At 36.3% G+C, this 13,681-nt stretch carries 10 protein-coding genes; 6 read left to right on the top strand and 4 right to left on the bottom strand.

Annotated elements, in window-relative coordinates:
• Positions 1–888, top strand: a complete 888-nt coding sequence (locus tag QQS39_RS08935; protein WP_285805790.1) for a nucleotidyltransferase family protein — start codon at positions 1–3, stop codon at positions 886–888.
• Positions 889–1,074: 186 nt separating this feature from the next.
• On the opposite strand, the gene QQS39_RS08930 is transcribed toward QQS39_RS08935, so the two are convergent.
• The 4 genes from QQS39_RS08930 to QQS39_RS08915 form a co-directional block, all read right to left on the bottom strand.
• The gene (locus QQS39_RS08930; RefSeq protein ID WP_285805789.1) at positions 1,075–1,362 is read right to left on the bottom strand and encodes a VF530 family protein; all 288 of its coding nucleotides are present in this window, start codon (positions 1,360–1,362) and stop codon (positions 1,075–1,077) included.
• 159 nt (positions 1,363–1,521) lie between these two features.
• Positions 1,522–3,120: an MFS transporter gene (locus tag QQS39_RS08925; RefSeq protein ID WP_285805788.1), complete on the bottom strand. Its 1,599-nt coding sequence runs from the start codon at positions 3,118–3,120 to the stop codon at positions 1,522–1,524.
• Between the two features lie 63 nt (positions 3,121–3,183).
• A complete protein-coding gene (locus QQS39_RS08920; protein ID WP_285805787.1) occupies positions 3,184–5,052 on the bottom strand; it encodes an amidohydrolase in 1,869 nt (622 codons plus the stop codon).
• A 280-nt stretch (positions 5,053–5,332) separates the two neighbouring features.
• Positions 5,333–6,010 carry a Crp/Fnr family transcriptional regulator gene (locus QQS39_RS08915; RefSeq protein ID WP_285805786.1) on the bottom strand — a complete coding sequence of 226 codons (678 nt, stop codon included), beginning with the start codon at positions 6,008–6,010 and terminating at the stop codon, positions 5,333–5,335.
• A gap of 136 nt (positions 6,011–6,146) precedes the next feature.
• Here QQS39_RS08915 and add point away from each other — a divergent pair, with 136 nt between their 5' ends.
• From add to QQS39_RS08890, 5 genes are all read left to right on the top strand, one after another.
• Complete coding sequence (gene add / locus QQS39_RS08910; protein WP_285805785.1) at positions 6,147–7,142, top strand: adenosine deaminase; 996 nt, start codon at positions 6,147–6,149, stop codon at positions 7,140–7,142.
• Positions 7,143–7,551: 409 nt separating this feature from the next.
• Positions 7,552–8,670, top strand: coding sequence for an AAA family ATPase (locus tag QQS39_RS08905; RefSeq protein WP_285805784.1), 1,119 nt, complete (start codon positions 7,552–7,554; stop codon positions 8,668–8,670).
• Positions 8,667–9,095: a bpX5 domain-containing protein gene (locus QQS39_RS08900; RefSeq protein WP_285805783.1), complete on the top strand. Its 429-nt coding sequence runs from the start codon at positions 8,667–8,669 to the stop codon at positions 9,093–9,095. The genes QQS39_RS08905 and QQS39_RS08900 overlap by 4 nt, the downstream gene beginning before the upstream one ends.
• 35 nt (positions 9,096–9,130) lie before the next feature.
• Positions 9,131–11,035 carry a hypothetical protein gene (locus QQS39_RS08895; protein ID WP_285805782.1) on the top strand — a complete coding sequence of 635 codons (1,905 nt, stop codon included), beginning with the start codon at positions 9,131–9,133 and terminating at the stop codon, positions 11,033–11,035.
• Positions 11,028–13,679 (top strand): bpX6 domain-containing protein, encoded by a 2,652-nt coding sequence (locus QQS39_RS08890; protein ID WP_285805781.1) that lies wholly within the window; start codon positions 11,028–11,030, stop codon positions 13,677–13,679. The genes QQS39_RS08895 and QQS39_RS08890 overlap by 8 nt, the downstream gene beginning before the upstream one ends.
• Positions 13,680–13,681 lie beyond the last annotated feature (2 nt).

Genomic DNA, 13,681 nt, shown 5'->3' with positions numbered 1-13,681 from the left:
ATGAACAGTACACTCAATAAAATAAATTTTTCCTTTAGTGAATCAACAAAAGAAGACATAGAAGAATTAATTTCATCCAAACTTACAAATCTCGGAATTATGTTTAGAGTTTTTTCTAGAAATAAGGATATTATATCAATCAACAAAAAATTGAGCGATCCTAAATATGGTGATACACATAAAATTCAAGATGCCATAGGTGTTAGAATAGCTCTATATTTCAATGATGATATAGAGATTGTTCATAATATTTTAAATACTATTTTTTCGGAAAGAGAGAAAGATCATAGCATTGACATTATGGGAGCGGATGAATTCTCTGCAGTAAGATATAATATAGTATATGACATTCCAAAAAAACTTCTAGAAAAAGAATATTTATTTAGTGAGCCAATTAGTAAACTCATTGATTCAACTTTTGAACTTCAAATACGGTCTATTCTTTCTGAGGGATGGCATGAAGTAGAACATGATCTTAGATATAAATCTAAACCAGATTGGGCTAATCACGATAATGAAAGCCGTAGGCTTAATGGGATATATGCAACTTTAGAAACATCAGAGTGGACGATGATAAAAATATTCGATGAATTAGCTTACAAACACTATAAATCTAGAAGTTGGGAATCAATGCTACGTCAAAAATTCAGATTGCGGATGCAACCAATGAAGCTCAATGAATCGATTAGTAAATATTTTGATGATAATCCTCAAGTTGCAAAAGAGTTTTTTCGATTATTGAGAAAAGAAGTTATAAATGATATGTCATCAAATAATTTCACACTTCCATTAAATGTAAATAGTCTAATTTATTTTTGCAATATGTTTCATGTGAAAAATGATACAATTGCTTCAATGACTCCATCAATTTTCAAAGATGAATTCTAATAAACTCTATTATAATTTATAGGATATAAAATATTTAAAATATAATTATCTTTTAAGATTATAGCATTTAAAATGCTACTTTAGTTACTAAAGTAGCATTTTTTATTTCAAAATTTAAATACCCCTCATAATAAAAAATAGATTTTATAGGATATATCTACTTTGAAATAGAATTTCATTTTAAAACTACTTTCGACTATTTGCCCACGGATCGCAATCAGGATGGTCGATAACTTCAATCACATCATCAATATCTGCTTCTAAAGAATCAAGATATAACGCTTCCACTTCCGCGCGCGCCCAAGGTGTTCTGCGCAAAAATTTTAAACTCGATTTCACGCTAGGATCACTTCTAAAGCAGTTAATTTTGATAAGTTGTCCTAATTTAGCCCAACCATATTTTGCCACCAGCGCATTTACTTGCATTTCAAGAGTGATGCCATGTAGCGGATCTTTAGAAATATGTCCTGTCATGATTTTCTCAAATACGTTTTCGTTATTTCAAAGGTAAGAAGCGGTGCAGAGTACAAGAAAGTAGAGTGAGAGGCAATGAAAGGATAAAAAACACAAAACCACCCATACACCTTATTGACCGAAATAAAAATAAATAAAGTGTATGAGCGATTGATGTAATTATTTTTTGGGTGAAAAAGCAGAGAAAGAGTGTGTCACTTTTTTAGCGCTAATTATTTTATCTAATTGTTGTTGCAACTGTTTATCATCCATTGTCGCGCGATCATGTTGACGAAGATGCTCAGCCCAAGAAGCGACCATAAACGTTTCCATATAAGTTTGAGCGTTATTATCTGTAATCGCATCAGATGAAACAAACAAGCCCCATGAATAACCACCATCTCTTAAACGAACCGTTTTTAATCGATTCATTAAACTAAGGAATTGTTCTTGGTGAATTGCTTCAATTTGATAATTTACGGTAATTAACACAGGATCTTTATCTGCTGTGATCTCAATAAGCCCCTCATCAAGAATAAAGTGTTCTGAATGCTGTAAGTTGATGTTGTCATGGTCTAATTTGACACGCAAAACACATAACCAAACTAAAATAATCCCAACCGTTGCACACAGCAAAGCTATCGTCACTGAAGTATGTGAAGCGATTTGTCCCCAAACAAGAGAGCCTAACGCCATAGCGCCTGAAAACACAGTTAAATAAAGTGCGAGACCTCTCGCACGAACCCAATTAGGCAATGCTGTTTGTGCAGAGACCATTAATGTGGAAAGGGTGATTATCCAACTAAATCCTGCAAGCATACTGGCGAAAATAGCGAGATATTTTGAAGTCGCACTAGCAAAAATAAATAACACCAATGCAGTACCCAGAGTGCCAAAAGCAATAAGTGTGCTGGTGCTAAATTTTTCACGTAAGGTTGATAAGCTAAATGCACCAACCACCGCGCCAATACCAATGCTAGTTGTTAATAGACCATAAAGTGTCGCATCACCATGTAGTGAGACTCGAGCAACTAGCGGTAACATTGCCCAATAGGCGCTGGCAAAAATAAAAAAGCTGGCGGCTCTTACAATCGTTTTTATCAATGCAGGGCTATAACGCGCATAACGTAAACCGGAGATCATTGCTGCCACAACAGATTCAGCAGGGAGTTTCTCTTCTTCTTTTTTCTCACCTTCCCACCACCAGACAGCAAGAATAATGGCAATAAAGCTCAAGGCGTTAAGTAAAAAAGGAAGATAAAGACCAACCTGAGAAATCAAAATACCTGCAAGTGCGGGACCTATCGCTCGGCTGATATTAATTCCCATACTGTTTAAGGCAATGCCTGATTTTAATTCATTAGGCTTGACAATACTTGGCACAATGGCTTGCCATGCAGGGCCTAAAAATGCGGCACCAGAACCCAAAACAAAGGTAATTAATAATAACCAGCCAATGCTGATAACATCGAAATAAACCAAAATAGCCAATAACGTGGCCGCACAGAGCATTAAAATATTGACGAAAATAAGCAGTTTTCGTTTATCGAAAATATCAGCAATGGCTCCTGCGGGAAGCGCCAATAAGAAAACAGGTAATGTCGTCATGGCTTGAATAGCGGCAATCATCACGGGATCAGGGCTGAGGTTTGTCATCAACCAACCAGCACCCACATCATTCATCCAAGTACCAATATTAGAAAATAGCGTTGCCATCCATAATACGAAAAAAATACGATTACGTAAGGGCGACCATGCAGAGGCGCGTTGCGTTGCCATCGTCTTATCTCTCTTTGTTTGAGATGGTCGATAAATAATTACCGACCATCGTTATCATAAAAATTAGAATGTAAAGCAAGAACAGCCTAAAGCGCCCCAAAATGCATTATCATCTGAAATAGGAATGGATGATTGGCGAGCGATATCATGTTGATGCCCATGAACATGGCAGGCACCACAGCATTGATGTAGCTGATTTAACACCGCGGCTTTTGTCTCTTGTTGCAAGTAAGAATAATGACCTGGTACTTTTATCACTGGCGACCAATCAGGTAATACTGGAATAGACGGTGGTGTTAATGATGAAAAGTCACCATTTGCATACACAATCTTGCCATCCACTACCGTTAAAAGTGATTCAATGGCTTTGATCTCATTTTCAGGCACGCGAAAATAATCAGCAGAAAGGGCGATAAAATCAGCAAGTTGTCCTGCTTTAATTTGACCTTTTTTACCTTGTTCATTGGAGAACCATGAGCTACCCATCGTCCACAACATAAGCGCGGTATCTCTGTCTAAACGATTATCGCCATCATACATTTGCATTCCCCCCACAGTACGTCCCGAAACTAACCAATAAAGCGCTGTCCACGGATTGTAACTAGCAACACGAGTTGCATCTGTCCCTAATCCAACAGGAACTTGTGCATTTAGCATTTTGGCAACAGGGGGAGTTTGTTTCAGGGCTTTTGTGCCATAACGTTGTGCAAAATATTCGCCTTGGAATGCCATACGATGTTGAATTGCTAATCCACCGCCAAGTGCTTTAACACGTTCAATATTTTTCTCACTGATAGTTTCAGCATGATCGAAAAACCAGTGTAATCCATCGAAAGGAATGTCTTTATTGACTTTTTCAAAGACATCTAACATACGGCTAATGGATTCGTTATAAGTGGCATGTAAACGAAATGGCCAGCGATGTTCGACTAAATGGCGGATCACTTTTTCTAATTCAGCTTCCATATTTTCAGGAAGATCAGGTCTTGGTTGTAAGAAGTCTTCAAAATCAGCCGCAGAAAAAACCAACATTTCACCCGCACCGTTATGGCGGTAAAAATCACTACCATCACCGGGGGATACCATTGATGTCCATTGTTGGAAATCTTCAAACTCTTGTTTTGGTCTTTGAGTAAATAAGTTATAAGCAATACGAATAGTTAATTGGTTATTCTTGGCAAGTTCATCAACGACTTGATAATCTTCAGGATAATTTTGAAAACCACCACCTGCATCAATAGCACTAGTTACACCAAGGCGGTTGAGTTCTCTCATAAATTGACGGGTTGAATTAACTTGATATTCAAGGGGTAATTTAGGGCCTTTTGCTAATGCCGAATAGAGCAACATAGCATTCGGTTTAGCGATTAATAATCCAGTTGGATTACCGTGTTCATCACGTTGAATTTCACCTCCCGGTGGATTTGGTGTCTCTTTGGTATAACCAATCGCACGTAAAGCGGCTTTGTTTAGCAATGCACTGTCATAGAGGTGTAAAACAAAAACAGGCGTATCAGGCGAAACCGCATTAATTTCATCTAGCGTTGGCATACGGCGCTCTGCAAATTGAAATTCGCTCCAACCACCAACAACACGTACCCATTGCGGTGACGGTGTCACTTGTGCTTGTGCCTTTAACATCTCAAGGGCAATAGAAAGAGAAGGCACGCCTTCCCACCGTAATTCAAGGTTGTAGTTTAATCCACCACGGATCAGGTGAAGATGTGAGTCATTAAGCCCAGGAATAATAACGTGGTTTTTTAGATCAATGATTTTTGTTTCTGCATTTTGAAACTGCATCGCTTCATCATTTGAGCCAATAAAAAGAAATTTACCTTGATAAATGGCTATCGCTTGAGCGATAGGATTTTCTCTATCAAGAGTATGGATCTCACCATTGATAAATATTTCAGTCGCGAAAGTTTTATTCATGATTTTTGATTTCCTATTTAAAAGGAATTAACCCTTTGTTGAATAAAAGGCGTGAGCGTGCCGCGCTTTATTAGCAATACAGATAACTATTTCTTTTTTAAATAAATTAAAGATAAGAAAGTACGTTTTTTATATTTATTCCAGCAGGTTTATTAAATTGTAGCTTAAGTTTATTTCATTACCATTTAAAACATTTGCTTTAAGGGAACAAAAAAAATGAACAAGATAAAGATAAGGTAATCTATTGATATTTAATTAAATATCTATTATTTACAATTTATTAATTTGAATTATCAATGTGAGATAAGCATTCAAAATCTAATACCGTTATTGATTTGTTCTTTAATGTAATCGCGTTAATATTCACTAAATATGCTAAAGCACGGTTTAATTGTCTGGTTGAGATCCCAAGCATTGCTGCTAATGAGTCTCTTTTTTCTAATTGAAAAGAAGGTCCTTCTTGCTGAGTTTTAAAAAATAAATATCGGCGCAATTTAAATTCTGAAGAATAGGGAGATTGAGAGTGTTTTAACGATGATTGATAAAGTTTTTTGCTTAATTGTTGGCAAATAAAGGTTAAAAAATTAGCGTCTTGTAACGCTTTTTGCCTGACAATGGAAAGCGGTAGCGCTAATAAATAAGAAGGTACTAAGGCTTGTACCGTACTAAACACTATTTCATCTTTGGCTGAGAAAAGTTCTAAATCACCAATAACACAGAAAGCTTGTTCAAAAGAAAAAACCACATGCTCACCGTTTATTTCATAACGTTCAATCTGTAATTTCCCTTCCACTAAGCAGTATAAATGTGTTGCTTGGCTATTTTGCGTTATTAAATATTCTCCCGTTTTCACTTCCATTAAGCGCATAGAAGACAACAACGTATCAGATAAATAAGTATCAAGTTGATGCATTAAAATAAAAGCGTTACGTTTTTTTTCATCGTTAACTATTCTCACTTTTATTTTCCTTTCACGTTGAAGATCTCATTTATTATCGAAAATAGCATACTTTTCAAAAAAGGACATATGTCCTTTTTTAGGCTGGTGGAGATTATTACTATCATGATATTCCTAATATTTAGAGCCTATATTGATGACATTTAATCCTAGTTTATTACCTAAAGTGGAGCTTCATGTGCATTTAGATACCTGTTTAAGCTATTTTTATCTTAAACAGCTAGATCCAACAATAAGTTTTGACGAGTTTAATCAGCAATTTGTTGCTCATAAACCCTGTTTTGATTTGGGTGATTTTTTAAGTAAAGTCACACCACAAATCAATATTCTGCAGACAAAATCAGCAATTACACTGGCTGTTGACGATCTATTTTATCAGTTGAAAGCAGACAATGTTATTTACGCTGAGATACGTTTTGCCCCGTTATTACACACAAAACAAGGCTTAACAGATAAAGACGTTGTTGAGATTGTTATTTCAGCAATGAATGAAGCCGCTGAAAAATATGCTATTAAAGCAGGATTGATTTTATGCACATTACGTCATTTTAGTGCATTAGAGAGTCAGCAAACCGCCAAGTTGGTTGTGAAATACCTTAATAAAGGCGTAGTTGCGCTTGATCTCGCGGCTGATGAAGCGCGCTTCCCTTTAGATAATCATATTGCTGCTTTTGATTATGTTAAAAAAGCAGGAGGTCATTTAATTGCTCATGCCGGAGAAGCAAAAGGCGCTGAAAGCGTTACTGAAACATTGGATAAACTGCAAGTTACTCGAATTGGTCATGGTGTAAGAAGTATTGAAGATAGTGAAGTAATTAATAGACTTAAATCTCAAAATATATTACTAGAGGTTTGTCCAAGCTGTAATATTATCTGCAATATATATGAGCAAATAGAACAACACCCAGTTAATCAACTAAAAAAGCAGGGCGTTAAATTAAATATAAATACCGATGCGCGAACAGTTGCTAATACTTCATTAAATAAAGAGTATCAGTTATTACATGATATTTTTGATTGGTGCGAAAAAGATTTTCAGCAATGTAATATCGATGCTCTTAATGCCAGTTTTATTTCCCATGACGTTCGTAAAAAGCTAATGGATGAACTTAACTACTTTTACGAAAAGTAGCGATCTACTCATCATAATCATGAGAAATAACACCTTTATTTTTAAGGTGTTTTTCTCTTTTTAAGTTAAAACACCTATTATTGAACATCTTTCCAGCCCTTCATTTATTTATGTTGCTAAAGACCAACCTATCTCAGTATCTATCGATGTCGCTGACTTTATTAAAATAATGTGCGGTGAGAAACTTTATAATTAAAATAAAATATAATTATATTAATAAATAACAATAAAATAAGCTGGATATGAATTACTTCAACTTGTTTTTTGCTTTTAAAAGACAATTATTTATAGATAATATTAAGTTAAATATAAAATCCATTTTAATTAAATTAAAAGAGTTGAGTCAAAAAATAAAAACCTACATAATGCGATTATCTCACCGTTAAACTCTTAATTTGTGCGTAACCATATGACATCAAATATAAATGGAATTATCGATAATATTCGCAAAGCAATACAACACTCAACACAAGGTATGATTGGACGCGAGCAACTTGTTGAACTGGTTGTTTTAGCCGCCGTTGCTCATGAACATTTACTTGTTATCGGCCCGCCAGGTACAGCGAAAAGCGCTGTTGTCCGTAGAGTTTCTCAAACATTAGGTGGGGGCTATTTTGAATATCTTCTGGGACGTTTTACCGAACCTTCAGAATTATTTGGTGCCGTTGACCTCAAAAAACTAAAAGAAGGTAAAGTCGAAACGGATATCACAGGAATGCTACCTGAAGCGGATATCGTTTTTCTTGATGAAGTTTTTTTAGGTTCGACGGCTATTTTAAATACCTTATTAGGTATTTTAAATGAACGTCGATTTAAACGTGGTCATACCGATATTATTAGTCCATTAAAGGTGTGTATTGGTGCTGCTAATAGTTTGCCAGATGATCCGAACCTTGCCGCATTCTCAGACCGCTTTCTTATTCATCTTTTTATTGAATCCACTCCCGATCACCAATTAGAAGCCATGCTTGAAGGTGGGTGGGCTTCAAGTTTAACGCCACTTTCAGCTCAACTCGATATTACTCAATTAGATGAATTACACCTTGCTGCTAAAAATGTCGATTTAACGCAAATTAGACCGTTGCTGGCTAATGCCGTACGTTCATTAAGAAATGCAGGGATCACGCTTTCAGATAGGCGTATTGTTCGTGTTCAGCGTCTTATTGCCGCAGCAACCGTACTCAATAATCGAGAGATTGCGACAGAACAAGATCTCTGGCCTTTACTGTATGTCCTTCCTACTGAAGATACACAGCAACAAGGACGTGAAATCTTACGAAAGGAACTCTCACTTTCAATGAATTCGCGGTTATTTAGTTCAGTAGAAGAGGCGACATTACAACCCCAATCCCGTATGAACCGTTTAATTGAGAGAGCCAAAGATGTGCTCCATGCAGAACCAGTATCTAAAGCAGAGATTGAACTGACGTTACGAGAAATAGATGCCAATTTCTCAACAGAGATGTTAAGTGAAGAACTTGCCATATTACGAACTCAATTAGCAATACAGTTTAGCCACTTATTATGAGCCTAACATTTCCACTCACTTGGCAACCTAATTCGACACCACCTAAACCGCAAGGGGTGTTTGCAACAGGTATAACGGCTAAACAGCTTATTGAACGCATTATTCATTTGCCTGATGTTCAGCAACAACGATTGAAAGTGATCACCAGTCAACATCGGCTTATTGTGTTGGGTAAGCAAGCTGATTTACCTTGGATTGACAAGATAACGCTGATTGCGCCTTCTACTCAAACAGCAAAATTATGGCTCCCTATACACCAACAGCTTTTACAGCCTTATGGGCTGGTGGAGCAAGCCTTAGTGCAGCATTTTAAACGCCAGCCACTATTACTTTTACCATCACCTCAAACGGTGATCCCTTTAGATAATCAGTGGACATTAACACCAACGCTACGGGATACACTCACCCAATTGTGTTTTGAGTGAAATATATAATGTGATACAAGGATCGGTTTATCATCATGTCATTATCCACAACACAGCCTATATCGTTACCCGAAGCGCTACAACCTTGGCAAACTTGGCTTAGCTGGTTAGATCCCCAATTAGTTCCCGCATTTTCTGACATATTGCAACGTCTCAGCCGGGTATTAGGTCCTGTACAAGGAAGACAACTCGGTGGTTTACCCGAACAAGATGGTATAGGGCAAATACAGCGTAAAGGGAATTATCAAAACCTACTACTTAGCGAATGGTTAATGGCTGATGAAATGCCTGATGAATTTATGAGACGCGCCATTAATGCAGAACATCTCTTTTTGACGCCACACTATAAATCTCAACAATCTTTAAATCAGATCACTGTCCTTTTTGATACTGGTATTTCGCAACTGGGTGAATGCCGTTTAGTTCATATTGCAATGCTTATTATATTGGCGCAACGAGCAGAAAAGGCGGGTTGCACATTAATGTGGGGAACGTTGCAATCACTCATTCCATTAATGCCGTTAAACACCATAAATGATCTATACGAATTATTGACACGTCGAACTTATTCTCCTGTTTTAAAAGAAAATATTACACATTGGCAAGACGTTATTAGTGAAGATGTTGATGTGCAAAACGGTGAGATTTGGTTAGTTACAGGAGCAAATCAACAATCTATATTGAAACAAATTGCATCAAGTCATCATATCGAATTAACAGGAGATGATTGTTTCAATAAAACCATTGATGTCAAAATTCGCACACCGCATTTTCAACGCCATATTGTATTACCAACACCACCTAGAACATTAAGCACACAAATATTAAAAGGGCAAATAAGAGCAGCTTCAGCGCAAAATACGCATCAACATGAACACAAAATATCGTTGATGTTTTCGCCCGTTATCTCATTTCATGGTAGCGCGGTGGGGGTTACTTTATTAGGTAAACCTGGATTGATGGTGATTAAAATTCCACCGCTTAATAGATTAAATCAAAATAACTCACTTAAAAAACCATTTATATACCAAATATATCCTGATGGTCACACTATTTTAGCGTTACAGTGTCACGGAAAAAAGATAGGCGCATTACTTTCCAATAACAATGGGCTCTATTTTTGGCAATTACCCAAACTCTCTTATATGCCTCGACCTTCCGATGAGGAGTTTTCAGCGGGTATTGGACGAGGTAATACGCTTGCCAGCGCCTATTTAGTTAATCTAAATAAGGAATATTTCAGCTTATTTGTACATGACAGAGCAAGACGGCTGGTGGCTTTTTCATACAATATTTATACTGAAGAAAAAAATACCTTTAAAATCATTGAAGAAAAAGTCCTTGGCATAGAGAAAATAGCAGACAACCTACTTGTGTATATTTATCTCAATGATAGTAATGAATTAATTCAAATGGTCACTCGTGCAGACGTTTCTCAAAAGTGTTATCGGCACCGGTTCTATTTCACCCAGTTTATTTCCTATCAAAGAGGTGTTTTATTTGCCTATCGTCATAAATATACTGATGGTTCTAAATCAATATCTTGCGCTATTTCACTAGGTACTAATCGACAAAGTTGGCATGTTTATAATATGGAAGTTGATGAGGTTTATGGCTATCAAATAGATTTACCTCAGGGATGGCAAGGAATAGGGCTTTTTCATCCAACACTTAATGGCTCTTCAGAAGAAGATTTAACCACCTTAAATATTTTGATGATCAGTCCAAACAAACGAAATATTGCCAGTTATTCAAACGGCGAGATAGAAATTTTATATCGTGCAGATAATCCGTTTACACGTTATTCATTTAGCCCATCTAAAGGTCTTTTTGCTGCATTAACGGATCATGCTCAAGTCGTTGTTTATGATGTATACCAAAAACAATTACGCCTAAATCTCTATACCATTGCACAAGAAGGTGACTCCCCAAATGCATAATGATTATATTCGTCATCCAATGTTATTGGGATATCGTCAAATCGAAGGTTTATGGCTACCTAACGATTGGTTTAATGAAACTCAACGACTCACCTATTTAATAAAACATTGGCAAGTTAATTGTCGAGTTTATCGATTCGAGCAAGGGGATGTTCTCTGCTTTACTGAGAGTAAAACAGTGGATTGTTCATCAATTGAAGGATGGCCTTTAATTCGTTACGGTCGCCTTTATAGCACTGCGCCTTTAGATAATGACGAGATAAAAAAACTGCCTTATGCAGATCTTGCTTTGGTCCGTAGTGGTGTTGTTACAACGCTTTTATTCTCGCAAGCTAAACCTTTATCACTTGCTGACTATCTTGATATAAAAGAGATTGCTTTTGAAGAGACAGATAACTACGCCAATTTGTATGAGATAAAACCTCAAGCATTGTCAGAAGAGCAAAATATTAGAACAATTATTGGTGGCAATATTCCACCGGCAGCAGACCAACAAAAGCAATTTATAAAAACGGCATTTAACAACGTTTCATCGTCTTCTCAAACACAAATACCTCACGTAAAAGCGTCATTATCACTGACTCAGAAAATAATTAATAAATTTCTGACACCTCAAAGTCGTGAAGCTATGCGCGATCCCTCTAAAACGGCATCTCAATTATCACCGTGGCAACATTGGCTAAATAAACTTTCAATAAAAAGTGGATTAGCCTCTATGATGAGCAAGCAACAAGCGGATTATATTAATAAAATGATGAAAATGTTTGAAGACGGTAATGTCGATCAAGCGCTGCGTCATGGTATTCCGCTTAGCCAATCTCAAGAAAATCAAGAAACAACGCCTTCACCTTATTTGGGAAGATTAAAAGGGCGAAATAAACTAGAAATATCCGCGGCTTCACAAGGGCATAAAAGCCTTTATCTAGGAGATGAACTTCAAAATTATTTAAAACAACTTTATCGTCAACAGTTTATAAAACTAGATAAAGCAGGATGTAATGAAGAAGCTCTATTTGTTCTCGCTGAGTTATTACAAGAAAAAGAGGAAGCACTTAGTTATTTAGAAAGCTTTCAACGCTATCAACACGCAGCGGAGCTAGCACGTTTGTGGGGAATGCAACCTGATCGCATTATTCGTTTATATTGCTTGGCGGGTGACATTGATTCTGCTGTTATTTATGCTCGCCTACATAATGCTTTTTCATACATCGTATTACAGTTACAAGAAAAACATCCTACGATTGCAGATAAAATGCGTGAAGAGTGGGCTGAATATCTGGTTGACTGCGAAGATTATTTACAGGCTATCGATATTATCTGGCCGTTAAATAATGAATTAAGTCGTAATAAAGCCAAACACTGGTTAGAAATTGCCTATCAAGCTGGTGGAGAATTAAGCCTACGCAGCCTTGTGAAATCAGTATTTCTATTACCTGACACTTTTCATTTATATCAAGATGATATTAAAAAGGTATGTAACGATCCACTGGCAACTATTCAACGCGCTATTTTAGCCAGAGAAGTATTAGCATTACCTAAGCAGACTAAATTAACAGAACAACTCATTAATCAACTTATTCGACCTATTATTGTTGATCAATATGGCGCAAATTCTGTGTTAGAAAGAAAAGAAATTAGCCAACTTATTCATAAAAGCACCAATAAGCTATTAAAAACAGATATACCCCATAATGATATTCCTGAAGCTAAACGTTATTCCTTAGATGCACAAAATCACTTTATTTCAGCGACTATTCCAAAACAAGGGCTTTACGCTATTTATGATATGGTTGCCTTAAATGATCACCAATATCTTATTGCTTTGGGTGAATCTGGGGTGTTATTAACCGATAAAGCAGGGAAAAAACTTTGGCATAATTTAACACCAACATACCATATTGTTATCGCAGAAAATCACCAAAGCGCTTTATTATTAGCACCAAGAGGTGGTTATTTCCAGATCCATTCATTAGCGATCACAACACAGTCTATTCAAGAGCTTGGCATACTAAAATGTACTGTTTTTGCTCGTCTTTTTGATGGTGTTTTTTGGACAATTGCAGTTAATAATACAGTGCAAGTTGTTGATATTAAAAATGACTTTAAAATAGTATGGAATGTAGATGCATTGAATGGCGATGTTATCGAGATCCTTCGCCACAATAACACTGAATATTGGCTAATTAATAGTGAACCTAAAGAGCGCTGGTTGTATATTTTACCTGAGCGTCGATTAACTCAACGAGAAAGCCTGCTTCACCATTTAAATGAGGGATTAAAATATGATTTTATTTCTAACTCATATTATGACGTAAAGTATGATAAATGCGTACTAGCCTCAGCAAGCTCACACTATACACAACGATTACAACTACCTAATACTCAATCTATTGAAGAGCAACGTACATTTTATTTAATAAAAAAAACAGCCACGTTAATTTATTGGCAAAAAGATGAGTTCACGATATTTCGTTTATATAACAATAAAAATCACTGTACCTTTGAGCTAAAATGGCCCACAGATTTAGCACCGCAATATCGCAATGAATTTAACCAATGGTGTTTTTTCGATAAAACAGGGCGTTTAGTGCATCTTAATTGGGATAGTGGGCGAGTAAATACATTGAGTTTACTTTTAAAATAAAG

The sequence above is a fragment of the Proteus appendicitidis genome (genome assembly GCF_030271835.1).
Lineage (GTDB): Bacteria > Pseudomonadota > Gammaproteobacteria > Enterobacterales > Enterobacteriaceae > Proteus > Proteus appendicitidis.
Note: the sequence above shows the minus strand (reverse complement) of the source record. Positions and strands in the feature narration are given on the sequence as shown.